Origin of the sequence: Burkholderia sp. b14, from assembly GCF_900156195.1 — a bacterium.
In the GTDB taxonomy this organism is placed as follows: Bacteria; Pseudomonadota; Gammaproteobacteria; order Burkholderiales; family Burkholderiaceae; genus Mycetohabitans.
In genome coordinates this window covers 167,583-192,674 of record NZ_FTPJ01000003.1, presented here as the reverse complement: position 1 = coordinate 192,674, position 25,092 = coordinate 167,583, and the positions used below count along the sequence as shown (strand labels likewise).

20 protein-coding genes are annotated in these 25,092 nt (G+C 63.5%); 2 read left to right on the top strand and 18 right to left on the bottom strand.

Translation table 11 applies throughout. From position 1 onward, the window contains the following. Positions 1-29: 29 nt before the first annotated feature. From B0B13_RS05425 to B0B13_RS05410, 4 genes are all read right to left on the bottom strand, one after another. Positions 30-1,211 (bottom strand): acetyl-CoA C-acetyltransferase, encoded by a 1,182-nt coding sequence (locus tag B0B13_RS05425; protein ID WP_076794864.1) that lies wholly within the window; start codon positions 1,209-1,211, stop codon positions 30-32. 47 nt (positions 1,212-1,258) lie between these two features. Continuing rightward, positions 1,259-3,241, bottom strand: a complete 1,983-nt coding sequence (gene phaC, locus B0B13_RS05420; protein WP_370643200.1) for a class I poly(R)-hydroxyalkanoic acid synthase — start codon at positions 3,239-3,241, stop codon at positions 1,259-1,261. Positions 3,242-3,573: 332 nt separating this feature from the next. Further along, a complete protein-coding gene (gene pgeF / locus B0B13_RS05415; protein WP_076794862.1) occupies positions 3,574-4,500 on the bottom strand; it encodes a peptidoglycan editing factor PgeF in 927 nt (308 codons plus the stop codon). Continuing rightward, complete coding sequence (locus B0B13_RS05410; RefSeq protein ID WP_076797164.1) at positions 4,497-5,609, bottom strand: RluA family pseudouridine synthase; 1,113 nt, start codon at positions 5,607-5,609, stop codon at positions 4,497-4,499. The genes pgeF and B0B13_RS05410 overlap by 4 nt, the downstream gene beginning before the upstream one ends. Before the next feature lie 16 nt (positions 5,610-5,625). On the opposite strand from B0B13_RS05410, the gene B0B13_RS05405 reads away from it, so the two are divergent. Continuing rightward, entirely contained in the window at positions 5,626-6,441 is an 816-nt protein-coding gene (locus B0B13_RS05405; protein WP_076785026.1) for an outer membrane protein assembly factor BamD, read from the top strand. A 122-nt stretch (positions 6,442-6,563) separates the two neighbouring features. On the opposite strand, the gene yoaA is transcribed toward B0B13_RS05405, so the two are convergent. The 3 genes from yoaA to B0B13_RS05390 form a co-directional block, all read right to left on the bottom strand. Continuing rightward, positions 6,564-8,789 carry a DNA repair helicase YoaA gene (gene yoaA / locus B0B13_RS05400; protein ID WP_370643199.1) on the bottom strand — a complete coding sequence of 742 codons (2,226 nt, stop codon included), beginning with the start codon at positions 8,787-8,789 and terminating at the stop codon, positions 6,564-6,566. A gap of 240 nt (positions 8,790-9,029) precedes the next feature. Continuing rightward, positions 9,030-9,245: a DUF465 domain-containing protein gene (locus tag B0B13_RS05395; RefSeq protein WP_076785027.1), complete on the bottom strand. Its 216-nt coding sequence runs from the start codon at positions 9,243-9,245 to the stop codon at positions 9,030-9,032. Positions 9,246-9,380: 135 nt separating this feature from the next. Next, positions 9,381-10,412: a hypothetical protein gene (locus B0B13_RS05390; protein ID WP_237573853.1), complete on the bottom strand. Its 1,032-nt coding sequence runs from the start codon at positions 10,410-10,412 to the stop codon at positions 9,381-9,383. A 92-nt stretch (positions 10,413-10,504) separates the two neighbouring features. On the opposite strand from B0B13_RS05390, the gene B0B13_RS05385 reads away from it, so the two are divergent. Then, a complete protein-coding gene (locus tag B0B13_RS05385) occupies positions 10,505-12,841 on the top strand; it encodes a Tex family protein (RefSeq protein WP_076794859.1) in 2,337 nt (778 codons plus the stop codon). Between the two features lie 88 nt (positions 12,842-12,929). Here B0B13_RS05385 and B0B13_RS05380 read toward each other — a convergent pair whose 3' ends face one another. From B0B13_RS05380 to bamB, 11 genes are all read right to left on the bottom strand, one after another. Beyond that, positions 12,930-14,825, bottom strand: a complete 1,896-nt coding sequence (locus tag B0B13_RS05380; RefSeq protein ID WP_076794857.1) for a potassium transporter Kup — start codon at positions 14,823-14,825, stop codon at positions 12,930-12,932. Between the two features lie 226 nt (positions 14,826-15,051). Next, positions 15,052-15,624 (bottom strand): phosphoribosyltransferase, encoded by a 573-nt coding sequence (locus tag B0B13_RS05375; protein ID WP_076797161.1) that lies wholly within the window; start codon positions 15,622-15,624, stop codon positions 15,052-15,054. A 26-nt stretch (positions 15,625-15,650) separates the two neighbouring features. Beyond that, positions 15,651-17,012, bottom strand: a complete 1,362-nt coding sequence (locus B0B13_RS05370) for an adenylosuccinate synthase (protein ID WP_076785030.1) — start codon at positions 17,010-17,012, stop codon at positions 15,651-15,653. A gap of 89 nt (positions 17,013-17,101) precedes the next feature. Beyond that, on the bottom strand, positions 17,102-18,250 hold the full coding sequence (locus B0B13_RS05365) for an ATP phosphoribosyltransferase regulatory subunit (protein WP_076785031.1): 1,149 nt from the start codon (positions 18,248-18,250) through the stop codon (positions 17,102-17,104). Between the two features lie 37 nt (positions 18,251-18,287). Next, positions 18,288-18,473 carry a DUF2065 domain-containing protein gene (locus B0B13_RS05360; protein ID WP_076785032.1) on the bottom strand — a complete coding sequence of 62 codons (186 nt, stop codon included), beginning with the start codon at positions 18,471-18,473 and terminating at the stop codon, positions 18,288-18,290. 61 nt (positions 18,474-18,534) lie between these two features. Further along, a complete protein-coding gene (gene hflC / locus B0B13_RS05355; protein ID WP_076785033.1) occupies positions 18,535-19,452 on the bottom strand; it encodes a protease modulator HflC in 918 nt (305 codons plus the stop codon). Positions 19,453-19,464: 12 nt separating this feature from the next. Further along, positions 19,465-20,829 (bottom strand): FtsH protease activity modulator HflK, encoded by a 1,365-nt coding sequence (hflK, locus tag B0B13_RS05350; protein ID WP_083703646.1) that lies wholly within the window; start codon positions 20,827-20,829, stop codon positions 19,465-19,467. Between the two features lie 30 nt (positions 20,830-20,859). After that, entirely contained in the window at positions 20,860-22,107 is a 1,248-nt protein-coding gene (gene hflX, locus B0B13_RS05345) for a GTPase HflX (RefSeq protein WP_076785034.1), read from the bottom strand. A 67-nt stretch (positions 22,108-22,174) separates the two neighbouring features. After that, positions 22,175-22,411, bottom strand: a complete 237-nt coding sequence (hfq, locus tag B0B13_RS05340) for an RNA chaperone Hfq (RefSeq protein WP_076785035.1) — start codon at positions 22,409-22,411, stop codon at positions 22,175-22,177. Positions 22,412-22,537: 126 nt separating this feature from the next. Further along, positions 22,538-23,872 (bottom strand): ribosome biogenesis GTPase Der, encoded by a 1,335-nt coding sequence (gene der / locus B0B13_RS05335; RefSeq protein ID WP_076794855.1) that lies wholly within the window; start codon positions 23,870-23,872, stop codon positions 22,538-22,540. A gap of 76 nt (positions 23,873-23,948) precedes the next feature. Further along, on the bottom strand, positions 23,949-25,091 hold the full coding sequence (gene bamB / locus B0B13_RS05330; protein WP_076794851.1) for an outer membrane protein assembly factor BamB: 1,143 nt from the start codon (positions 25,089-25,091) through the stop codon (positions 23,949-23,951). Position 25,092 lies beyond the last annotated feature (1 nt).

Here is a 25,092-nt window from a genome sequence, read left to right as displayed (position 1 = left end):
ATCGATTCTGTTGCCTGCGCCGATGCCGCTCAGTCACGTTCGACCGCGAGTGCAACGCCCATGCCGCCACCGATGCACAACGACGCCAGACCGCGCTTCACATCGCGCCGGCGCATTTCATGCAACAGGGTGACCAAGATACGCGCACCGGACGCGCCGATCGGATGACCGATGGCGATCGCGCCGCCATTCACGTTGACCTTCGACACGTCCCAACCCATTTCTTGATGAACCGCCAGCGCTTGCGCGGCAAACGCCTCGTTGATCTCCATCAGGTCCAAGTCGGCCACCGACCAGCCCGCGCGCTCCAGGCAGCGACGCGAGGCGGGCACCGGGCCCATGCCCATCACCTCCGGGTCCACCCCCGCGCTCGCGTACGCCTTGATCCGGGCCAGCGGCTTCAAGCCGAGTGCCTCGGCTTTCTTCGCCGACATCACGACAAGCGCCGCCGCGCCGTCATTGATGCCTGATGCGTTCGCTGCGGTAACCGTGCCCTCCTTTGAAAACGCCGGCTTGAGCCCGGCCAGCGACTCTGCGCTCACGCCGTGGCGCACAAACTCGTCGGTCGCAAAGCGCACCGGCTCGCCCTTCTTCTGCGGAATATCGATCGGCACGATCTCGTCGTCAAAGCGGCCGGCCTTCTGCGCAGCTTCGGCCTTGTTCTGCGACAGCGCGGCGAACTGATCTTGTGCCTCGCGCGTAATACCGTACTCCTGCGCGACGTTCTCGGCGGTGATGCCCATATGGTACTGGTTGTAGACGTCCCATAAGCCGTCGACGATCATGCTGTCGATCAGCTTCGCCTCTCCCATCCGGAAGCCGTCGCGCGAACCGGGCAGCACGTGCGGCGCGGCACTCATGTTCTCCTGGCCGCCGGCGACCACGATCTGCGCGTCGCCGGCGATCACCGCGTTGGCGGCCAGCATCACCGCTTGCAGGCCGGAGCCGCAGACCTTGTTGATTGTCATCGCCGGCACGGCAGTGGGCAGCCCGGCCCTGATCAGCGCCTGGCGCGCCGGATTTTGGCCGGAGCCGGCGGTCAACACCTGCCCGAGAACCACATCGCTGACCTGCTCCGGCTTCACGCCGGCCCGCTCCAGGGCGGCCCGGATCACCGTTGCACCAAGCTCGGGCGCGGGAATGCGCGCCAGCGAACCACCGAATTTACCGACCGCGGTACGGACGGCGGACACGATCACAACGTCAGTCATTCGCTTTCCTTTTTAAAAACCCTTATCCGATTGCGTGCGCGACAGGTTTATACGTCGCGCACGAGGACATAACGGCCCGGCGCGGGTTCAATTGGCGGGTATGTCGCATTGCCGGCCTTCGCTCGCGCCTTGATCCGTTTGCCGCCGTACTGCGCCAGCCACCCCGACCATTCCGGCCACCAGCTCCCGGGCCACTGCGTAGATTGCTGGAGCCATTGCTCGGTGTCATTTGGCAACGCGCGTGTTTCCCCTTCAATCGCCCAATAACTGCGCTTGTTCTTGGCCGGCGGATTGATCACCCCCGCAATGTGACCGGATGCGCCAAGCACGAACTTGAGCGGACCGCTAAGCAGCGACGTCGATGCGTACGCGGTGCGCCACGGCACGATGTGGTCGTCCCTTGATCCATAGATGAACGTGGGCACGTCGATCTGGGTCAGATCCACCGGCTCCCCGCACACCGTCACGCCGCCCGGCACACGCAAGCGGTTCTCTAAGTACGTCTGGCGCAGATAGCGCGCATACATGGGCCCCGGCAAATTCGTTGAATCGCTGTTCCAGTACAGCAGGTCCAATGGTGCCGGCGTGCGTCCCTTCAGGTAATGGTCGACCACGTAGTTCCATACCAGGTCGTTTGGCCGCAGGAACGAGAACGTGTTCGCAAACTCGACGCCGCGCATCAGGCCTGGCGCGCCGCCCCCTTTTGCGCCAATCGTCTGCTCGCGCATCGCGACGTGTGCCTCATCAACGAACACATCGAGCACACCGGTGTCGCCGAAATCCAGCATCGCGGTGAGCAGCGTCATCGACGCCGCCGGGCGCTCGCCACGCGCGGCACACACGGCCAGCGCCGTCGCGAGCAGCGTGCCACCGACGCAGAAGCCGAGCGTATTGAGCTGCTCACGGCCGGTAATGTCGCGCGTAGCATCGATCGCCGCGAGCACGCCGTCGGCGATATAGTCGTCCCACGTTTTGTGTGCAATCGACGCATCCGCATTGCGCCACGATATCAGAAACACGGGGTGGCCCTCGTCGAGCGCGTAGCGCACCAGCGAATTGTCCGGCTGCAAGTCCAGAATGTAGAATTTGTTGATACACGGCGGCACGACCAGCAGCGGCCGCTCGTAGACCGTCGGCGTGCGTGGCGTGTATTGGATCAGCTGGATCAACTCGTTCTCGAACACGACCCAGCCTTCGGTGCTCGCCAGGTTCTTGCCGACCACGAAACGCGATTCGTCGGTCTGCGAGATCTTGCCGCGTTGCAGGTCCGCCAACAAGTTCGCGATGCCCTGCCGCAGGCTTTCCCCCTGGGTGTCGAGCAGCATCTTTTGCGCTTCCGGATTGAGCGCGAGAAAATTGCTTGGCGATGCCGCGGCGATCCACTGCTCGACGACGAAACGGATCCGCTCGCGCGTCTTCGCATCCGCATCCAATGCATCCGCAAGCTTGTTCAGATAGCGCGAGTTGAGCAGGTACCACGCCGCCGCCAGCGCGTAGGTCGGCGTCGCCCTCCATTCGTCGGCGCTGAAACGGCGGTCGCCCGGCTCAAACAGCGCGTCGATGTCCGCCGAGCCCGGCGTGAATTTCAGCGCGCGCTCGATCAATGTCTGGCACTCGTGCAGATAGTCATGCTGCAGCGCTTGCAATCGCTGCGGATCGAATCTCACGCTGGGCACCGCACCGAGCGACGCAAACGGGTTCGTCAACGCGGCCGGCACATTCGACAACCCGCCGGCGGCATGGAGCAGCGCAAACACAAACGGCGACGCAGTCAGCGCGGGACCGAATGCACTGGCCCATGCCGGACCGAACAACGTGGCCAGTCCAGCCATGGGCGCGGCAGTTGCGCCGCCGTGTGGCAGATCGGCGCGGCCCTTGCTGTCCTCTGCGCCACCCGCGCGCTCGTCTGCGCCGCACGCCGCCGGCTGTGCGACCACGGCCTGCTGCATGGCCGTCATTCGTTGCGGCCAAGTGGCCAGGTCCGTGAACTGGCGCCATGCGTTCAGCCAGCCGTCGAACAGAGGTCGGATATCGCCGGCCGAATCCCCGACTGAGGAAGCACCAGTGCTGGATGGCTGCGAGGTTCTGGATGAGTCTGCCATACCCGTATGGAGTGACTGGTGCTCTTATAGCGTGACAAAGGCAGGCTGTGTATCGGTCGCGCAAACGCGCCGCAAGGCCGTCGCCGATCGACTGCCTCCGGGCATTCTTGCTCCCCCGCACGACGCGTGTCAATCACGACGACCGATTTTGCCGCACTGCGCCATTTTTTTAATCGGCATTTTCCCGAGGCCACGGCACGCGACCGCGACCGCAGCCGTGTGGTATGGCGGTGGGGGCCGCCGCCACACCACACATACGGTCAGGCCAACCAGATCAATGCTGCCATGCGGCCCGTCGTGCGGTCCCGTCGATAGGAATAGAAACGCGCAGGATCGCTGAACGTGCACGCGTGGGGCCCGCTCACATGGTGCACGCCGACCCGGGCCAGCCTCAGCCGGGCTAGTGCGCCAAGATTCCCAAAGTACTTGCATCGGCCATCGCCGTGCACATCGGCGGCGTCATCGACACGTGAAACGTCATCGATAGCACGCGAGGGCAGCTCGACGAACGCCGCATCGGTCGCATCACGCTCGTCTGGCAGCGACGCGTCGAGGAACGCGGCGCGCACCTCTTCCCCGACTTCGAACGCACATGGACCGATCGATGGGCCGAGATACGCGTGCAGCACCCCGGGCGCGTGCTCATGGCGCGCGAGCAATGCGCGCACCGCACCGACCGTATGCTCGACCACGCCGCCGACGAGCCCGCGCCATCCGGCATGCGCGGCGCCCACGGCCCGGCCGGCTTCGTCGCAAATCAACACCGGCATGCAGTCGGCCACCAGTATCGCGCAAACCACCCCGGCGCGGTCGGTCACGCTGGCATCGGCCTTCGGCCCCAGCGCATCGGCTGTCAGCAGATCGGTCCCGACCACTTCGTCGGCGCTGACCACGCGCGTGCCATGCACCTGCTCGAGCCAGGCGGCGTGCGCACCCACCAGCGCGAGCACGCGGCGACGGTTCTCGCGCACCGCATCCATGTCATCGCCGGTATGCAGCCCCAGGTTCAGGCCGCCAGGCACGCATTGCTGATTGCGCAGCACGCCATATGCGCCGCAGCTCACGCCGCCGGCGCGCGTGGTCATCAGCGCACACACGCGCTGGCTCACGCGCCAGTCCGGCACGATGCAGTCGGATAGCGTCAACTCGGCAAAGCGTTGGGACGTCGGGGCGCCGATCGGATTCATTCGAACTCGTCCTCTTCATCGTCGGCAACACTGCCGCCGTCGTAGGCGTGTTGCTGTGCGAAGTCGATTGTCGCGGCTTCGTCATCGGGTGTGTCCGCCAGTCCGAGCGCGGCGGCCAATTGCGCCAGGTCCTCCGGCATCGCCGAGCGCCACGCCACCGGCGCGTGGGTAGCCGGGTGCACCAGCGCGAGCCGCCACGCATGCAGCGCCTGGCGTGCGAAGCCGGCGGGCAGCGCGGGCCGTTGCCGCGCGTTGCGCACGCGGCCATACAGCGGGTCGCCAAGCAGCGGGTGGCCGGTATGGGCAAGATGTACGCGGATCTGATGCGTGCGCCCGGTCTCCAAATCACAACGCAGCCTCGATACCGGTTGTCCGGCCCACACGCCGCTGGCCACGGTCTCGAAGTGCGTGCGCGCGGCCTTGCCGGCGGCCCCGGCGATCACCGCCATGCGCGTACGCTCGCGCGGATCCCGTCCGATCGGCGCGTCGATGCATCCGCTCGGCGGCGTCACGCCCCAGGCAAGCGCAATATAGCGACGCTTGACCGTGCGCGCCTGCAACTGCCTGACCAGATCTGTCTGCGCAGCCAACGTCCGCGCGACCACCATGAGGCCTGAGGTGTCCTTGTCCAAACGGTGCACAATGCCCGCACGCGGCAGTCCGGCAGCGTCCGGATAGCGATGCAGCAGGCCGTTGAGCAGCGTGCCACTCCAATTGCCCGCAGCCGGGTGCACGACCAGCCCGGCCGGCTTGTCGATCACAACCAAGGTGTCGTCCTCGTAGACGATTGGCAATGGCACCGGCTCCGGCGCGAACGCCAGCGCTTGCGGTAGCAGGTCCGGCACAAGCCGCACGGTCGCACCCGGCGGCACTGGCTGGCGCAGCCGCGCCGGTGCGCCGTCCAACGTCACGCGCCCCGCGTCGATCCACGTCTGCAGGCGGCTGCGCGAGAAGGCGGGGAACAGTCGCGCAAGGACCTTGTCCAGCCGCTCGCCCGCCAACGCCGGCGGTACCCGCGCAACCTGCTCGTCGAGGCGGGCCGAGCTTTCGCTTGGGCTATAATCGTGCGGATCGACGCCGGCGCTGGACCGGTCATTTGAACGAGTCATCTGGACTTCACTGGACATGCGAGTGCTGAACACATTGAGGATCGCTGCCGTAACCATCGCAGCGGCGATCGTCGCCGGCTGCCACGGGCTACCCGAGAAAACGGACGAAACGGCAGCGTGGACCAATCAGAAATTATACTCGGAGGCCCAGGACGCCTTTACCGCCGGTGACTGGAGCAAGTGCTCAAAGTACTTCGAATTGCTGCAGGGGCGCGATCCGTTCGGTCATTTCGCGCAACAGGCGCAAATCAACGTCGCATACTGCCAATGGAAGGACAATGAAACAGCGGCGGCCGAACAAGCGGTAGACCGCTTCATCCAGTTGCACCCCGACCATCCGGATATCGCATACGCGTACTACTTGAAGGGCCTAATCAGCTTCAACGACGACCTGGGTCTATTCGGCCGCTTCGCCGGTCAGGACATGAGCGAGCGCGACCCGAAGGCGTTGCGTGACTCGTACGATGCGTTTCGCGTCGTCGTCGAGAAGTATCCGAGCAGCAAGTACGCGCCGGACGCCGCACAACGCATGCGTTACATCGTCAACGCATTGGCGTCGCACGAAGTGCACACCGCCGACTATTACTATCGGCGCGGCGCGTACGTTGCCGCGATCAATCGCGCGCAAATGGTGCTGAAGGAATACAAGAATGCGCCGGCCACCGAGGATGCGCTGCATGTGATGATATTGTCGTATCGCGCGCTGAACCAGCCGCAGCTCGCCGACGATACCCAGCGCGTGCTTACATCGACGTTTCCGGACAGCCCATACGTGACCGGTCACGCCCGCACACTGCGCAAGGGTGAAAAGCCGTGGTATCAATTCTGGTGAACCGGGCCGGCCGCACGCGCCGGTTCTGATACCGCGTGGCGCCACGCCACGCCGCGCCATGCCTGTCGTCGCATCGCCTGGCTTACGCTGGGCTTTTCATGTCCGCGCGATGCCCGCGACCGTCACGCCAACTGGGGCACCGGGTGTGAATCGACGGACGGATTCGCTGGCGCCGAGCCGATAAAAAAGGTCCGTACCACATCGATCTCGCGGGTGCGACAGAACGGGGGCAGGCTTTGCCAGATGCGTTTGCCGTACGGCTTGTCGACCAAGCGCGGATCGCAGATCATCAGCACACCGCGATCGGTTTCGGCACGGATCAACCTGCCGGCGCCCTGTTTCAGCGTGATCACTGCCTGCGGCAACTGGTGCACCGCGAACGGGCTCAGCCCCTTGCGCGTCAATGCGTCCAGCCGCGCGGCCAATACCGGGTCGTCGGGCGGCGCAAACGGCAGCTTATCGATGACCACCAGCGACAACGCGTCGCCACGCACGTCCACGCCCTCCCAGAAGCTCTGGCTGCCCACCAGGAGCGCGTTGCCGTATTGACGGAAACGGTCCAGCAACTCGGTGCGGCTGGCCTCGCCTTGCACCAGCAACGGATACGACCATCCCCGCGCGAGGATTGCGTCGCGCAATCGCGCGGCCATCCGGTCGACCGCCCGCAGTGTCGTGCATAGTACGAACACGCCGCCGCCGGACGCCTCGATCGCCGGCAGCACGGCATCACACACCGCGTCCGTAAAATACGGCGATGACGGTTGCGGCAAATTGCGCGGCACGTACAGTAATGCCTGATTAGGATAGTCGAACGGGCTGGACAGCGTCATCGAGCGACGCGCGTTCAGGCCCATTTGCGTGGCGTAGTGGTTAAAATCGCCCCGCACGGACAACGTCGCGGACGTAAAGATCCACGCGCGAGGCGTGCCCGCGCGCTGCTTCGCGAATATCGGAGCGACAGACAGCGGTGTCTGATGCAATTGTACCGTGTGGGAAAATACTTCCACCCAGCGCACCCTCTCGTCGCCGAATTGGCCCGCGTCGTCGGGTGGCACCGATCCCGAAGCGGATCCTGATGCCGATGCAACGTCGCCGCGCTGCCGCGCTGCGCCCAATGGCGTGCCCTGCCGCGAGCCCGCAGATGGCGCGACTTGCGCCGGCGCATTGCCCGGCCCGCACCAGCCATCGAGCATCTGCCGCAGTTCTCGGGCACGCCGCTGGCAATTGGCCAGCGGCTCCGCGCGTTCGGCTTGCTGCGTGAGCGCCGCGATTAATTCGTCGAGCGCCGCTTCGACGCCGACGAGCGCGTCGAACAGCGGATGCTCGTTGCCGAGTTGCGACTGTGAGATGCGTAGCGAATCCTGCTTAAACGCGAGCCTGACGTCGCGCGCCGCGCGCTCCAGCGTCGCGCCAAGCCGCGTCCATTCGACTGCATCGCGCGCGTTGAGCAGGCCTTCGGCGACGCTGTCGCGGGCCAGTTCGAGCAGCTGCGTGGTAGACAGCGTCTCGCCAAAAAACAGTGTCGCGGTCTCGGGCAGTTGGTGCGCCTCGTCGAAGATAATCGTGTTCGCGCTGGGCAGCAACTCCGCCATGCCGGTGTCGCGCAGCATGATGTCGGCAAAAAACAGATGGTGATTGACCACCACGAGATCAGCCTGCTGCGCATCGCGACGCGCCTGCATCACAAAGCAGTCCTTGTAATGCGGGCACTCCTGCGATAGGCAATTGTCGCGTGTGGACGTCACCAGTGACCACACCGGCGCGTTTTCCGGCACGCTAGCCAACTCGGCCTTGTCACCACTGCGCGTGACCTTCGCGAAGCGCACGATTTCCTGTAAATGCGCGGCGTCCTGCCGCGACGGCAACCGGCCGTTGTCGGCGGTGCGCGCCAGGTAATAGTGACACAGATAGTTCGCGCGCCCCTTGAGCATCGCGATCGATACGGGAACCGCGAGCGCGTCGCGCACCGTCGGAATGTCGCGCTGGAACAGCTGGTCCTGCAAATGCTTGGTGCCGGTGGACACAATCACCTTGCCCCCCCACAGCATCGCGGGCACGAGATACGCGAAGGTCTTACCGGTGCCGGTACCGGCCTCGACGATCAGCGTATTGTCGCCCGCTGTAGCCTCCGCGTCGCACGACGCGGCACCGGCAGGCGCGGCGCCCGGCGCAGCGCGCCGCTCGCCGCGCTGCGCGCTGAGCCGCCGCGATGGACGTTCAGTATGGGCCAGCGCAAGCGCACCGGCATCCGGCAGGCGGCCTGTCGCATCGATCGCCGCCGCGACCGCTTGCGCCATGCGCAGTTGCGCTTCACGCGGCCGATAGCCGTCGATATGACGGCCCAACACACCGTCCGCAGCGAAGATCGCGTCGAGTTCGGCGAGCCGGCGCGGAGCAATAGTGAGTCCGTCCGGGGTCAGCGTCGGCGCAGCCGACGCACCATCGATCGAGGGCGAACTATCCGGTTCGCGCGGACGCAATTCAGGCGTGGAGGTCAATGCGGCAATTCCTGCAAAGTCGGTGTGGCGCCGTGCCAGCGCACGCCTACCGGCGTGTCGCGCGAACGCGGCGGGAGCCGCCGCGCTGCATCAATGATGGGTATCTGGCCCCAGCTGTAACTGCAACAGCGTAATCGTGTCTTTGACCTTCAGCTTGCGCTTTTTTAGCCGCTGCAGCTCGAGGTCGCTCATGCCGGGCACACTAGCCACCCGATTGACCAGACAGTCCAGGTCATGATGCTCATCCTGAAGTCGAGCAATCTGGCTCTGGATTGCCACCGTGTCAGCGTCATATGCATGCTGCATGCCCTTTTCCTCCGGATCGATCTGGAGCCGTCACACCTGTGACGTCGGCACCCGAAATAAAGTCGCTTTACCATGATTCTACTGCGGTTGACGCAAAACTTGGGCATTTGTCCGCCAACCGGGCCTGCGGCCCTACTATCCGCCCGTGCCGGAGGCTGCCGACGCGGCGTCCGGCGTGGAAGCGCCCTGCTTGCGCGCGGCGCGGGCCTGGCGCTCGCGTACGTCCTGCGCATGCTGCGCCGCGCGCTGCTGCTTCTGCTGGAACTTGCGCGCATTGTCTGCCCGTTGCTGCGCATCCTGGGCAGCCTGCTGCCGCGCCTGCTCGAGCTTGCGTTGGTAGTCCACCTGCTTCTGATCGTACGCGCGCTGGTTCGCCTCGCGCTGTGGCGCTTGCGCGTTACGTCGCGCCTCATCGATCGCATGCTGGCGCTGCTTCTCTTCGTATGACTGCTCGTTCTCGCGCTCACGCGCCGCGCGTTGAGGCGCCTCGCGCGCGTGCGCCTCGCGCTTGAGTGCAGCCTGCTCGTCGCGTTGTCGCGCATGCGCGGCCCGGCGCTCGTTGTCGAGCGCATTTTGCTCGTCGCGAATCAGCATCTTGTTCGCAATCATTCGGTCGCGCGCCTTCTCCAGACAATGGTTGACCAGGATGGCGCTGTAGCAGTTGTGCTTCGCGACACCATACTCGTACCGGTTGAGCTCGCTGCGGCGATCGAGCTGCGCCTGCCGAGCACCGAACGAGGCATCTTGCGCACGCCCATCGGCACCATCCCGATCCGCGGCCTGCGCGTCGGCGCTGCCAGCAACCGCTGCACGTGCGCCCGCGCGGCCATCATCCGTCGCATGCAAGAGTGCCGAAGGCTCCTGTGGCGCGATAACTGGCATCGCCGACACCCCCGCCTCAACGCCCGTCGTCGCAGCCACGCCATCGCTGGCGTCGGACATCGGCAACATCATGGTCTGCGCATACAATGGCGCAGCCGGCACAATGCTGGCCACCCACGCAAGCAGCCATCCAGCCAGCGGCCACGCCCGCTCGCGTCGCGCAGTATGGGTTACCGCCGCCGCGTGACGGTGCGACTGCGAAGAAGATAGGAACCCGCTGAGCGGCATCGATTCGCGAGCGCGCTGGCGCGGTACAGGGGAGGACGTCGGTAGGCGGTCGTACATGTCGGAATTCTATCATCGCGGTCTGGTGTCACGACCGGCCCGCATCGCGCTTATGGCAAAATGCCCGGCTCGAACCCGCACAAGCCTCATCCATGACGGACAACGTAGCACTGAAAATCGTACAGCGCATCGCCACCGAGTTGAATGTCCAGCCACGGCAGGTCGCCGCCGCCGTACAACTGCTTGACGAAGGATCAACGGTTCCGTTCATCGCGCGCTACCGTAAGGAAGTCACCGGCAACTTGGACGACACGCAACTGCGCTTGCTCGAGGAGCGGCTGCTGTACCTGCGCGAAATGGAGGATCGTCGCGCGGCGATTCTGCAAAGCATTGACGAGCAGGGTAAGCTGACTGATGAATTGCGCACCGCGATTCTAGCTGCTGACGCGAAACAAACGCTCGAGGATCTCTATCTGCCATACAAGCCCAAGCGTCGCACCCGGGCGCAAATCGCGCGCGAAGCGGGGTTGCAGCCTCTGGCAGATGCGTTGCTCGCGGATCCGACGCGCGATCCGCAAGCGCAAGCCGCCCGCTTCGTCGATGCCGACAAAGGCATTGCCAACCTCAAGGCAGCATTGGACGGCGCGCGCGACATCCTGTCCGAACAGTTCGGTGAAACCGCCGAGTTGCTGGGCCGACTGCGCGACTATCTGTGGAACCAGGGCTTAGTGATCTCCACTGTCGTCGAGGGCAAGGAAAAAGAGGAAGGCGAGAAATTCCGCGATTACTACGATTACGCGGAGCCGATCAAGACGGTGCCGTCGCACCGCGCGCTCGCGCTGTTCCGAGGCCGCAATGCCGGCGTGCTGTTCGTCAAGCTTGGCCTAGGCGAGGAACTCGATGCACAAGTGCCGCATCCTGGCGAAGCGATGATTGCGCGCCATTTCGGCATTGCCAACCAAGGGCGGCCGGCCGACAAGTGGCTCGGCGACGTGTGCCGCTGGTGCTGGCGCGTGAAGGTGCAACCGCATTTGGAAAACGACCTGCTGACCCAGTTGCGCGAGCGCGCCGAGCACGAAGCGATCAATGTGTTCGCGCGAAACTTAAAGGACCTATTGCTGGCCGCGCCGGCTGGCCCCAGGGCGGTGATCGGGTTGGACCCGGGGCTACGCACCGGCGTCAAGGTGGCAGTAGTCGACCGCACCGGCAAGCTGCTGGCCACCGATACGATTTATCCACATGAACCGCGCCGCGATTGGGACGGGTCGCTGGCTCGGCTCGCGCGGCTCGCCCAAGCGACGCAGGCTGAGCTGATCAGCATCGGCAACGGCACCGCATCACGCGAAACCGACAAGCTGGCCAGCGAGCTGATCGCACGACACCCTGAACTGAAGCTGCAAAAAATCGTCGTCTCCGAGGCGGGCGCGTCAGTATACTCGGCGTCGGAACTGGCGGCGAAGGAATTCCCCGAACTGGACGTATCGCTGCGCGGTGCGGTCTCGATCGCGCGCCGCCTACAGGATCCGCTCGCCGAGCTGGTGAAGATCGAGCCGAAGGCAATTGGTGTGGGCCAATACCAACATGACGTCAATCAGCGAGAATTGGCACGCACGCTGGATGCGGTCGTCGAGGATTGCGTCAACGCGGTGGGCGTGGACGCGAACACCGCATCGATTGCGCTGCTTGCCCGGGTATCTGGCCTGAACGCAACACTCGCACGTAACATCGTCGAGTATCGCGACACCCATGGCCCCTTCCCATCCCGGGAGCACTTGAAAAAGGTGCCGCGCCTGGGCGACAAGACCTTCGAGCAGGCGGCCGGCTTCCTGCGCATCAATCCTGGTGAGAACCCGCTAGACCGCTCGGCAGTGCACCCAGAGGCCTATCCGGTGGTCGAGCGCATCCTCGCGAAGATCAATAAGTCGGTGTCCGATGTGATGGGCAATCGTGACGTGCTGTCAAAGCTGTCCGCAGCCGAGTTCGTCGACGAACGCTTTGGCTTGCCCACCGTGCGAGACATCCTGGGCGAACTCGAAAAGCCGGGGCGCGACCCACGGCCCGAGTTCAAGACTGCGACGTTCCGCGAAGGCGTCGAGACGCTTGCCGACCTGTCGCCCGGGATGATTCTCGAAGGCGTGGTCACCAACGTCGCGGCATTCGGCGCGTTCATCGATATTGGCGTGCACCAGGATGGGCTCGTGCACGTGTCCGCGATGTCAACGAAGTTCGTGAAGGACCCGCACGAGGTCGTCAAAGCGGGCCAGGTTGTCACCGTTAAGGTCCTCGAGGTAGACCTGAAACGGCAGCGCATCTCGCTGACAATGCGTCTGTCAGACGACGCCACGGCAGGCGGGGCCGGCACGGGCAGCGCAGCATCGCGTGACCAGGATATCGGTGGACGCGGCGGTCAGGGCCGCGGCGGACGCAGCCGGGAGACGGAACCGCAAAGCGCGATGGCAGCCGCGTTCGCCAAGCTCAAACTGCGCTGACGGAGGCGGCGGCTGCGGTAACGTGCGCTGCACTGCGCGGCTGCTGAAGTACAGTGACAGGTGATAGCACGCGGTGGGGGCAGGCCAATCAAATCTCGATCTTTGTGCCGAGCTCGACGACCCGATTGGCCGGGATGCTGAAAAAGTCAGTAGGCTTCGCGGCGTTCTGGTGCATCCAGGCAAAAATCCGCTCGCGCCACACCGACATGCCCGGCAATTGCGTCGGCACGACAGTTTCCCGGGCAAGGAAGAACGACGTATCCATCAAGTCGAACGACATGTTTTCCTGTTGCTCGAGCAGCTTAAGCACACCATTTAAGTCCGGTGTCTCGTTAAAACCGTACGTCGCACGCACCAGGTATAGCCCGCCGCCGAGCTCCTTGATGTCAATGCGCCGATGGTCATCAACATACGGTATATCCAGCGTGATGAACGTCATGAAAATCGTGCGCTCGTGCAATACCTTATTGTGCTTTAGGTTATGCAGCAAGCTGACCGGCACCAGCGTATCGTTGCCGGTCAGGTAAATGGCCGAACCCAACACGCGATGCGGCGGATGGGCAAGCAGCCCCTGCACGAATGGCATCAGTGGAATACCGTCGGCCGCGGTGCGCTCCTTGACGATCTGCCGGCCCTTGTACCAAGTGGTCAACAGGAAGAACAGGAATGCGCCAATCAGCAATGGCAGCCAGCCGCCCTCGCGCAACTTCAGTAGGTTCGCACCGAAGAACGACAGGTCAACCGTGATAAAGCCCAGAATGATCGTCGCCACCCACAGCTTGTTCCAGTTCCAAACGCGCACCATCACGACACACGCGAGTATCGTCGTGATCACCATGGTCGTGGTGACCGCGATCCCGTAGGCCGCCGCAAGATTGTCCGAACTCTTGAAACCCAGCACAATAATGAGGATTACAAACAGCAGCAGCCAGTTCACGATCGGGATGTAGATCTGCCCAATCGCGCTCGCGGACGTGTGCTGGATCTTCATCCGCGGCACGTAGCCAAGCTGGATCGCTTGGCTGGTCAGCGAGAATGCGCCGGAGATCACCGCCTGCGACGCGATCACGGTGGCCGCCGTGGCAAGCACCACCAACGGCAGCAGTGCCCAGTCCGGCGCGAGCAGATAGAACGGATTCTGGATTGCGGTCGGATCACTGAGCAACAACGCGCCCTGTCCGAAATAATTCAGCACCAGCGCAGGCATCACCATCCCATACCACGCGACACGAATCGGTTTTGCGTCGAAATGCCCCATGTCCGCGTACAGCGCCTCGGCGCCGGTGAGCACGAGGAACACCGAGCCGAGCACGTGATACGCCTGCACTGCATGGTCGTGCATGAAGCGTATCGCATACCATGGATTGAGCGCCGCAATCACACGAGGCGCGGTGGCGATATGGTACAGGCCCAGCAGCGCAAGCGTAACGAACCAGACGATCATCACGGGCCCGAACAACCGCCCCACGACCTCAGTGCCATGCTTCTGCAGCATGAACAGCGCGATCAGAATTAGCAGCGTGATCGGCAACACATATTGCGCGAGCGATGGCGCGGCGATTTCCAACCCCTCGACTGCGGACATCACCGAGATCGCCGGCGTGATCACCGCATCGCCATAGAACATGCAGGCGCCAAAGATGCCGAGGGCCATCAGCACGCCGATCCACTTGCCGTCGCGCGGAAACCCGCGCAACGCAAGCGCCATCAGCGCGAGCACGCCGCCCTCGCCATCGTTGTCGGCCCGCATCACGAAAAGTACGTATTTCAACGACACCACGATGACAATCGCCCAGAATAGCAGCGAGATCACGCCGAGGATGCTCTCTGGCGTCAACGCGATACCGTGCTGCGGACTGAAAGCCTCCTTCAACGCATACAGCGGACTGGTGCCGATATCGCCGAACACAACGCCGATTGCGGCCACCGCCAAGGCGGGCAACGGTTGGATACGGATTGGATGACTGTGGAGAGCATTCGTCATGTCGGGCGTCGTGTCGCGAAAACGAGACGATATTCTATCCATGCAGGCTCAAGGAATAAGCCGGGGCATGCGATGTTGTTGTCCCACCACGGAAGCTTGCGGCGCCGTTCCGATTGCGATTGACTACGGGACAGACCGCGCGCCGCGCAACCCGACGATAAAAAAGCGGCTGCCAGAAGCAGCCGCCTTATGTTCGTCCATTGTCGATACCGTCACCTGGCGCGAATCACGCTGCCGGCGCAGTACCGCCGGTGCCGCGCTTGATCCACGCGGCCAGGTTGTGCGGACGCACCGTATCCCATTCCTCGAACGGCTGATGGATCCACGGATTGGTCGGCAAGTGCTGGACGAAGTAATCCGGCTTCACCTTCGAGCATGCCTTGTACCATAGTACCGCCGAGCGCACCGCCGTAATAGCCGGATACCGCTCCTTCAAATGCTCCTGCACGCGCGCCAGCGTGACCCCCGAATCGACGAGATCGTCCACCAGCAACACATTGCCGGACAACTCGCCGCGCGTCATCGTGATGTACCGCGCGATATCGAGATCGCCCTGCTGCGTGCCCGCAGCCTCGCGATACGAACTCGTGGCAAGAATGGCCAGCGGCAAGTCATAGATCCGCGACAACTGGTCGCCGACGCGCAACCCACCACGCGCCAGGCACAAAATCTTGTCGAACTTCCAACCCGACTCGTGCACGCTCAACGCAAGCCGCTCGATCAGCCGATGATAATCGTCCCAGCCGACCCACAGGTGCTGTTCGTCGTTGCGCGGGTCCAAACTTATTTCTTTCATCATAGGAAAATCGGGATCGCGCAGTACCATCAAGCCTTGAACGGATGACGCAGCAGGATCGTCTCGTCGCGATCCGGACCGGTCGATACCATATCGATTGGCACGCCGGCCACTTGCTGCAGTCGCGTCAGATACGCGCGCGCATTGGCAGGCAGCGCATCCCAGGCGTTGATGCCGATCGTGCTCGCCTTCCAGCCGGGGAACGTCTCGTACACAGGTTCACAGCGGCTCACTTGCGTCGCGCCGCGCGGCAGGATGTCCACGTCCCGGCCATCGATCCTGTAGCCGGTGCACAGCCGCACTTCGTCGAGCCCGTCAAGCACGTCCAGCTTCGTGATGCACAAACCCGTCACGCCGTTGATCTGAATCGAGCGCTTGAGCGCGGCTGCATCGAGCCAGCCGGTGCGGCGCGGGCGGCCCGTCACCGAACCGAATTCCTTGCCGACGTTGGCCAGCGTCAAACCGACCGGGTCCTGACGTTGCGGATTGTCCGTGTCGTACAGCTCGCTCGGGAACGGCCCGGCGCCCACGCGCGTGCAATAGGCCTTCGTGATCCCGAGGACGTAGTTAAGCTTGTGCGGGCCAATGCCGGCGCCGGCCGCCGCGGCACCTGCGACGCAATTGCTCGACGTGACGAACGGATACGTACCGTGGTCAATGTCCAGCAACGTGCCTTGCGCGCCTTCGAACAGCAGGTTGCGTCCGGCGTTGTTCTCGTCATACAACCGCCGTGACACATCGGTGATCATCGGCGCGAGCCGGTCCGCGTAGCCGAGCATCGTATCCAGCGTTTGCTGGAAGTCGACCGCCTGCGCGCCCAGGTATTGCGTGAGCACGAAATTATGGAAATCGAGGTTCTCACGCAGCCGGTCCGCGAACGTCGCCGCGTCGAATAGGTCATGCACGCGTAGCGCGCGCCGGCCAAATTTGTCCTCGTACGCCGGCCCGATGCCGCGCCCGGTGGTGCCGATCTTGCCGGCGCCGCGCCGCGCCTCGCGCGCCTGATCGATCGCAATATGATACGGTAGGATCAGCGTGGCCGCTTCGGAGATGAACAACCGGTTGCGCACGTCGACGCCGGCATCCTCGAGCTCGCCAATCTCCTTGAACAGCGCTTGCGGCGACAGCACGACGCCGTTGCCGATGTAGCATGCGACGCCATCGCGCATGATGCCCGATGGGATCAACCGCAGGATGGTTTTCTTGCCGCCGATGATCAGCGTATGGCCCGCGTTGTGCCCGCCTTGAAAGCGCACGACGCCTTGGGAATGATCGGTGAGCCAGTCGACGATCTTGCCCTTTCCTTCGTCACCCCACTGGGTGCCGACCACGACGACATTGCGTCCGGACTGGGCTGCCGCTTGACCTGATTGAGCTACGCTGGCGGACATGGTGTTACTTGAGCTGGTTAAAAACGTATTCTACCTAGGTTCGTGCACACGACTGCCGTTTTTTTAGGCAGCCGGCACGTGCGACGTCTTCAGCGCGGCTCGACGGTCCACGCGTCGCCACGCTGCACAAGCACGCGGTCGCAAGCGAATTCGTCCAGCGTATGTTCGTGGCCGGGCAACGCCTGGATCACCGTCTCGCCGCTGTCGCGCAGGGCCGCCACGGTGGCCCGCAACGCCGCGTCGTGATTCCACGGAGCCAGAATGGCACTGGAGCGAGCCTGCCGCGGCGAAATCCGTGCCACCTCGCGCAAGTCCAGCGAAAAGCCGGTTGCCGCCCGCGCCCGCCCGTACGCAAGGCCGACATGATCATAGCGCCCACCGCGTGCCACGGCGTTCGGCACGCCATCGACATACGCGCAAAACATCACACCGCTGTGATACGCGTAGCCGCGCAGGTCGGCCAAGTCAATCGCCACGTGCGCATCGCCGATCTGTGCGATAAGAAACGCAAGCTCATCGAGCGCGCGCGTGAGCGCCGGCCATGCGGGAAGCCGCTCGCGCGCCTCGTCGATCACCGACGCATCACCGTACAGCATCGGCAACGCGAGCAGCGCGTCGCGCACCGGCTTCGCCAGCTCGCGCGTAAGCTCGTCCAGCCGGGGCACATCCTTGCCGGCCAACGCCGCATACAGCGCAGGGCCCAGCCCGAGTGCGCGCTCGTCGGCGCCCAGCAGCGCAGCCAGCACACCCGCATGGCACAGGTCCAGTCGCACCGGCCCGAGCCCGGCGAGCCGCAGGCTATCGAGCATCAGTTGCTGGATCTCGACATCCGCCTCCAAGCCCGCATGTCCGTAGATTTCGGCCCCGATCTGGATCTGCTCGCGCGTCGCATGCAGGCCGCGGGGGCGCGTGTGCAACACGTGCCCCGCATAGCATAGCCGCGTGACGCCCTGCCGGTTCAGCAAGTGCGCGTCGATACGCGACACCTGCGGCGTGATGTCCGCGCGCAACCCCAGCGTGTGGCCGGACAACTGGTCGACCAGCTTGAACGTGCGCAACGCTAGGTCGCTGCCGCTGCCCGTCAGCAATGACTCAAGGTATTCAAGCAGCGGCGGCATGACCATCTCGTAGCCATACGAACGGAAACGGTCGAGCAGCACGCGACGCAACTCTTCGAGCTTGCGTGCCTCGGAGGGCAACACGTCGGCGATATTCTCAGGCAATAACCAGGTCGGCATCAGCTTAAGTCCAGTGGCGCGACGCAGCGCGGCGCAATTAGCCCGCCAGCATCAGCAGGAGCAACCCAAGACCGATTGCGATCAGCCCGCCGAGCCGCACCTGTGCCGGCGGCAGTTGCGTTATTTTACGAAACGTATCCAGCCACAACGTCGGCGACACGAATGGGAAAATCCCTTCGATGATCAGCATCAGCGCAATGGCGAGCAAGAGTGTGGCGGCCATGGGCCTGCTTCTTTTTTTCGCGCGGGCACACGCGCCGCATGCCCGCGCGGCGCTCGTGCGCCTAGTGCCTGCGACCCGGCGCGGCAGGCGTGGCCGCAGCACCGCCCACCGCCGCGCCGACGGGATTTTTCATGAAGCGGAAGAATTCGCTGTTTGGATCCGCAACCACTATGTCCCCGTTGCCAATGCTGCGCCGATAGGCCTCCAGGCTTTGGTAGAACGCATAGAATTGCGGGTCACGGCCGAATGCATTCGCATAGATCGCCGCAGCCTTGGCATCGCCGTCCCCTTTGATCTCCTGCGCCTGCTTGTACGCCTCGGCGATCACCACTTCGCGCTGCTTGTCTGCATCGGCACGAATGCGTTCGGCCTCGGCGGCACCCGTCGAGCGCTGCTCGTTGGCGACTTGCTGGCGCTCCGCCTTCATCCGCTGGTAGACCGATTCGCTAATGTTCTCGAGCAAATCGACGCGGCGCAGCCGCACGTCGACGATGTCGATGCCCAGGTTCGATGCGTCGCGCTCGACCTTCTTGCGCACCGCCTGCATCACGACCTCGCGCTCGTTGGAGACCACCTCCGAGACCGTGCGTTTCGTGAACTCCTCATTCAGCGCCGCGCGGATGACCTGGGTCAATCGGTCCTGCGCGAGTGATGCGTCGCCGCGGAAACTGATGTAGAACTTGCGCGGATCGACAATCCGCCATTTGACGAATAGGTCGACCAGCAGGTTCTTCTTTTCCGCGGTGATGTAGCGGTCCGCTTCCGGATTGTCGATCGTCTGGATGCGCTTATCCATGTAGATCACGTTCTGGAACGGCGGCGGCGCCTTCAAATGCAGTCCGGGCGCCGAGATGATCTGCTTGACTTCACCGAACGCGAACACGATCGCGTACTTGCGTTGGTCCACGACAAAGATCATCGAGGAGCCGACGAACAATACGACAAGCACGGCAACGACGAGGGTGATGATTCGATTCATGACCTGCCCCTCTTATTGACCGTCGTCGCGGCCGCGACTGCGAAACAGGTCTCGGGAACGGCTCGCGTCATCGCCGACAGACGCACCAGGCATCACTTGCGCTGGCACGGCTGGCCCACCAGCCGAGCTGCCGGCCGGCGACGCCCCGCCCTGCCCGCCGTTGTCCGTAGCCCCCGGGCTCGCGCCAACTTGCGGACGGGCGCGATGCTGTGCCATGACCTTGTCCAGCGGCAGGTACAGCAGGTTGCTACTGGCTTTGCTGTCCACGATCACCTTCGTTGCGTTCGAGTAGATTTGTTGCATCGTGTCCAGATACATTCGTTCACGCGTGACGGCTGGCGCCTTCGCGTACTCGGCTTGCACTTGCTTAAAGCGTGCGGCGTCACCCTCAGCTTGGGCCACCACGCGCGCGCGATAACCGTGCGCGTCCGCCACCATCCGCGCGGCGGTGCCCTGCGCGAGCGGCACCACGTTGTTCGCATAGGCCAGCGCCTCATTCTTCGCCCGCTCGCGATCCTGCCCGGCCTTCACTGCGTCGTCAAACGCCGATTGCACCTGCTGCGGCGGCTGCACGTTCTGCATTGTCACGCTGCTCACGATAATGCCCGTCTTGTACTGGTCCAGGATCCGCTGGATCTGCTGCGACAATTGCAGCGCGACCTGCTCGCGTCCCTCATACAGCACGTAATCCATCGTGTTCTTGCCGACGATTTCGCGCACTGCGGTCTCGGCGGCCTGCGTCACCGTACCTTCCGCATCGACGTTGTGGAACAAGAACGCGGCCGGATCCTTCACGCGATACTGGACCGCGAAACGCACATCGATGATGTTCTCGTCCTTGGTCAGCATTGACATATCCTTCAGATTCGTCGAACGGATCATGTTGTCGCGGCCGATCTCGACCGAGCGCACCTGCGACATGTTGACGATCTCATTGCTCTGGAAGGGATACGGCAACCGCCACTGGATCCCCGAGCCGGTCGTGTACTTGTACTTGCCGAACTGCAGCACGACACCGGCCTGCCCTTCCTGCACGATATAGACGCCGCTGGCTAGGTAGATCGCAACCAGCACGCCGACGACAAGCCCCAGCCCCAGATGCCCGCCGCGGCCGTTACCCAAATTCGCTGGACCTGGGCTGCCGCCGTCGCCGCCGCCCTTGCGACCGAACAGCCGGTTGATCCGGCGATTGAAATCGCGCCACAACTCGTCCAGGTCGGGCGGACCTTCCTGGCCGTCCTTGCCACTATTGCGCTGATCCTGCGGACGCCGGGACGCGTCGTTGCCCCCCTGGCCCCTGCCCCAGCGCGGATCATTGATTGAAAAGACGGCACGCGCGCGCTGCCACGTACTTCGGATATTCTTGTCGTTCACCATGTCACAGCCGGTTATTGCGGAATGCAGTTGTCAGATACGCTGTTGGTGGACGCTGCGGCTCGCCTGGCGAACGCGCTCGTCGTCGGATGCATTGACGCCGGCCGTCGACCCGGCCTCGTCCGAGTGTGAACCATCGGCGTCGCGACGCGGGTCGTGATCGTCGGCGCCCATGCCGTCCGGGTCACGCTTGAACGCCTGCGCACCGAGCGCCACCTCGGCCACCGCGTCACGCAACGCGTCGAGTCCCTGACCGGTTCGCGCACTCAAAAAGACGCGCGTGATATTACCATACTCGTTCCTTTCAACCCGATCGGCCCGGCTTGCCAACTCAGGCACCTGGTCGATCTTGTTAAACACGAGAATCTGCGGAATCGAGGCCGCGCCGATCTCGCGCAACACGTCGTTGACCTGCTCGATCTGATCTGCGCGCACCGCGCTGGACGCATCGACGACATGCAGCAGCAGGTCCGCATGCACGGTTTCCTCTAGCGTTGCGCGAAACGCCGCAACCAATGGGTGCGGCAAGTCTCGGATGAAGCCGACCGTGTCGGAAACCACGACACTGCCCGCTTCGCGCAGATAGACGCGGCGCGACGTCGTATCCAGTGTCGCAAACAACTGGTCAGCCGCATAGGCTTGCGCCTTGGTCAGCGCGTTGAACAGCGTTGACTTGCCGGCGTTCGTGTAGCCGACCAACGACACCGACAGCGTGCGATTGCGCTCACGCTGACGACGCTGCGTGCCGTGCTGACGCTGCAGCTTGCGCAACTTGCCGCGCAACATCTTGATGCGTTCACCGATCAATCGCCGGTCAGTTTCCAGCTGCGTCTCACCTGGGCCACGCAAGCCGATCCCGCCTTTCTGCCGCTCCAAGTGCGTCCACGCTCGAACCAGGCGCGTGGACAGGTATTGTAACTGCGCCAGTTCCACCTGCAGCTTGCCTTCATGGCTGCGCGCGCGTTGCGCGAAGATATCGAGAATCAGGCTAGTGCGATCGACAACACGCCGCTCGATCGCACGCTCCAGGTTGCGCTGCTGCGCAGGTGACAATGCGTGGTTGAAAATGACGATATCGACGTCGTTGGCCTGCGCGCCAAGTCGAAGCTCCTCGACCTTGCCGCTGCCGATGAAATGCGCGGCATCCGGGCTCGAGCGCCGGCCCGTCAGCGTCAACACTGGATGAGCGCCGGCACTAGTGGCGAGCAGGCTCAGTTCTTCAAGACTGGCCTGAAAATCGATCTTTCCGAAATCTATGCTGACAAGCGCTGCGTTGATCAAATCGATGAAACAGTTAGCGTGGAGGACAGGCGTCAAGCCGGCTGGCTGCGCCCGCCGGACAATCGGATTAGGCCCCTTCCGAATCGGGATGGAAGTTCACCGGGCGTGCAGGCACAACGGTCGAGATCGCGTGCTTGTACACCATTTGCGTAACAGTATTGCGGAGCAACACGACATATTGGTCGAACGACTCGATATTGCCTTGCAGCTTGATACCGTTGACGAGATAAATCGACACCGGCACATGCTCCTTGCGCAGTGCGTTCAGAAACGGGTCTTGTAACAGTTGCCCTTTGTTGCTCATAGCAAACTCCGAGTTGTTTTTGCAGGTTAATAATATCGGCGACGAGAAAAAGAAAACGCCGCCAATCGCTACACTATAGCCGAATTTTCAAGGCCGTAAAGTTGCCGGCCAGACCGTCGCGACATATTAGTCTTTATCGGCATAGGGGTTCCGGCTCGAACGAAACTCTATGCGCAATGGAGTGCCGGCGAGGCCAAAAGTTTCGCGAAACCGGCCTTCGAGGTAACGTTTATACGTATCGGTGATCGCATCCAACGCATTGCCGTGGATCACAATGGTCGGCGGATTCTGCCCCCCTTGGTGCGCATAACGCAGCTTTGGTCGGATCGGACCGCGGCGCCGCGGCTGCTGGAATTGCACGGCGTCGATCAGCGCCCGCGTAAGCTTGGGCGTCGGCAGCTTGGCCATCGCGGCCGCGTAGGCGGCATCCACCGAGCGCATCAACGCACCGATCCCCGTTTTTTCCGCCGCCGAAATGTAATGTGACTTCGCGAAGTCGAGGAATTTGAGCTTGCGAGCCAAATCGGCCTTGGTACGCTCGCGTACGTGTTCATCCAGGCCGTCCCATTTGTTCACGCCGATCACGAGCGCGCGGCCCTGTTCGACGACAAAACCGGCAATATGCGCGTCTTGCTCCGAGATATCCTGCCGTGCGTCGAGCAGCAGAATCACTACGTTGGCGTCGGCAATCGATTGCAGCGTCTTGACCACCGAGAACTTCTCGACCGCCTCGAACACCTTGCCACGCTTGCGCAGCCCGGCCGTGTCGATCAGCGTGTACTGGCGGCCCTGACGCTCGAAGTCGATATAGATCGAATCGCGCGTCGTGCCGGGCAGGTCGAACGCAATGACGCGCTCCTCGCCGAGCAACGCATTGACCAATGTCGACTTACCGACATTGGGCCGGCCAACGATGGCGATTTTCACGCCGTGGTCCGCGCGCGCTTCGTCGTGCGGCGCACGATTCGCATAGGCGACGGTGAGCGCCTGTGCGATCATCTCGCTGACGCCGTCGCCGTGTGCGGCGGAGATCGCGCGTGGGTCGCCCAGGCCGAGTTCATAGAAGTCCGCGGCTACCGCGCTGTACTTCATGCCCTCGGCTTTGTTGACGACCAGGAAGATCGGGCGGCCCGTCTTGCGCAAATAGTCGGCAATCGTCTTGTCCTGCGGCGCAAGGCCATTGCGGCCATCGACTACGAACACGACTACGTCGGCCTCCTCGACCGCCTGGCGCGTCTGCCGAGCCATCTCATGCAGGATGCCGTCCTTGGCGACCGGCTCAAAACCACCCGTATCGACGACCAGGTACGGCTGCTCGCCGACGCGGCCCTCGCCATAATGGCGGTCGCGCGTGAGCCCGGGCAGATCCGCGACAAGCGCATCGCGCGAGCGCGTCAACCGGTTAAACAGCGTGGATTTCCCCACATTGGGGCGCCCAACAAGGGCGATTACGGGCTTCATGTTGCTTTTTCCAAAAACGCACGCGCGCCGTCCGGCAGCGGCCGGCGGCGCGCATACGCGAATGCCGGCCGCCGGCCTATTGCGGCCGGAAACCGTACAGGTCGCCGTTGCGAGTCTGCACGACCAACGTATTGCCGGCAACGACCGGTTGCGCGATGATCGCGCCTCCTGTCCTCATCCGTGCGACGAATTCACCGGTGTCACGCGACAGGAAGTGCACAAACCCCTTGTAGTCGCCGACCACCACTGCGCGGCCGACGATCGCCGGCGTACTGACGTCGCGGCCCTTCAGCTGCGTGTTCTGCCACAGGGGCTCGCCGGTCATCGCATCGTACAGCGACACGATCGACCAGTCGTCCGTCGACGCCACGGCACGATCGTCCTGCGCCAATCCACCATAACTGGAGAACGGCTGCTCCCACAGCGCGTGTCCGCTCAACACGTCGAAGCAACCAATCCGGCCCTGGAACGTCACCGCACAGGTCTGCGAGCCGACCAACGTCGGCGCGCCGACTACGTCGTTGATCCGCTCAACTTCGGTGACACCGCGCGGATACGAAACCGGTGTTTGCCAGTACGCATCGCCACTTTGCAAATTGATTGCGGCAAGCGAGCCGCCCGGGAACCCCGCCAGCACCGCACTGTTGCCAGCGAACGTCATGCCGGTCGCAGTCCGCAGGTTCAGCGGCACCGCGCGGTTCACATAGACCCATTTCTGCTCGCCGGTCTGCGCGTTAAATGCCGTGATGCGCCCGTCGATCGTCCGCACCAGCACGAAGCCCTGACCCACTGCCGGCGGCGTGACGATCTCACCGGGCGCATTCGCCTTCCACAGTACCTTGCCATCGCCGCCGAGCACGAACACGTCACCTTTGAGCGTGCCGACCGCGGTCAGCGTGCCGTCGCTGCCAACACCGGCCGACAGATCCGCGCCCACCTTCGTGCGCCAGACCTCCTTGCCATTGGTCGCATCGATCTTGACCACCGAGCCGTTCGCGCCGGCCGCGTACACATAATCGCCGACCGCGGCGGGGGCGAACAGGTAGCGTCCGGACTTACCCGCGCTGGCCTTCCACGCCTCACGCACCTCGAGCACAGTCTTAATCGGGGCCAGCTCGGTCGGCACGCGACGCGCATCCTTCGTGGACGAACACGCGGCCAGCACGGTCAGCAAAAGCAGGCACGCGAGCGGCCGGACGTAGCGGATGACAAAATTCATG

Excerpts from the sequence above, each read along its gene's own strand:
- B0B13_RS05375 (WP_076797161.1), bottom strand. The coding sequence starts at position 15,624 with ATGATGAAAGAAATAAGTTTGGACCCGCGCAACGACGAACAGCACCTG.
- B0B13_RS05395 (WP_076785027.1), bottom strand. The coding sequence starts at position 9,245 with ATGCAGCATGCATATGACGCTGACACGGTGGCAATCCAGAGCCAGATT.
- hflK (WP_083703646.1), bottom strand. The coding sequence starts at position 20,829 with ATGGTGAACGACAAGAATATCCGAAGTACGTGGCAGCGCGCGCGTGCC.
- der (WP_076794855.1), bottom strand. The coding sequence starts at position 23,872 with ATGAAGCCCGTAATCGCCCTTGTTGGGCGCCCCAATGTGGGGAAATCC.
- hfq (WP_076785035.1), bottom strand. The coding sequence starts at position 22,411 with ATGAGCAACAAAGGGCAACTGTTACAAGACCCGTTTCTGAACGCACTG.
- B0B13_RS05405 (WP_076785026.1), top strand. The coding sequence starts at position 5,626 with ATGCGAGTGCTGAACACATTGAGGATCGCTGCCGTAACCATCGCAGCG.
- B0B13_RS05425 (WP_076794864.1), bottom strand. The coding sequence starts at position 1,211 with ATGACTGACGTTGTGATCGTGTCCGCCGTCCGTACCGCGGTCGGTAAA.
- B0B13_RS05380 (WP_076794857.1), bottom strand. The coding sequence starts at position 14,825 with ATGACGAATGCTCTCCACAGTCATCCAATCCGTATCCAACCGTTGCCC.
- B0B13_RS05360 (WP_076785032.1), bottom strand. The coding sequence starts at position 18,473 with ATGGCCGCCACACTCTTGCTCGCCATTGCGCTGATGCTGATCATCGAA.
- hflC (WP_076785033.1), bottom strand. The coding sequence starts at position 19,452 with ATGAATCGAATCATCACCCTCGTCGTTGCCGTGCTTGTCGTATTGTTC.
- B0B13_RS05410 (WP_076797164.1), bottom strand. The coding sequence starts at position 5,609 with ATGACTCGTTCAAATGACCGGTCCAGCGCCGGCGTCGATCCGCACGAT.
- pgeF (WP_076794862.1), bottom strand. The coding sequence starts at position 4,500 with ATGAATCCGATCGGCGCCCCGACGTCCCAACGCTTTGCCGAGTTGACG.
- bamB (WP_076794851.1), bottom strand. The coding sequence starts at position 25,091 with ATGAATTTTGTCATCCGCTACGTCCGGCCGCTCGCGTGCCTGCTTTTG.
- B0B13_RS05390 (WP_237573853.1), bottom strand. The coding sequence starts at position 10,412 with ATGTACGACCGCCTACCGACGTCCTCCCCTGTACCGCGCCAGCGCGCT.
- B0B13_RS05385 (WP_076794859.1), top strand. The coding sequence starts at position 10,505 with ATGACGGACAACGTAGCACTGAAAATCGTACAGCGCATCGCCACCGAG.
- B0B13_RS05370 (WP_076785030.1), bottom strand. The coding sequence starts at position 17,012 with ATGTCCGCCAGCGTAGCTCAATCAGGTCAAGCGGCAGCCCAGTCCGGA.
- B0B13_RS05365 (WP_076785031.1), bottom strand. The coding sequence starts at position 18,250 with ATGCCGACCTGGTTATTGCCTGAGAATATCGCCGACGTGTTGCCCTCC.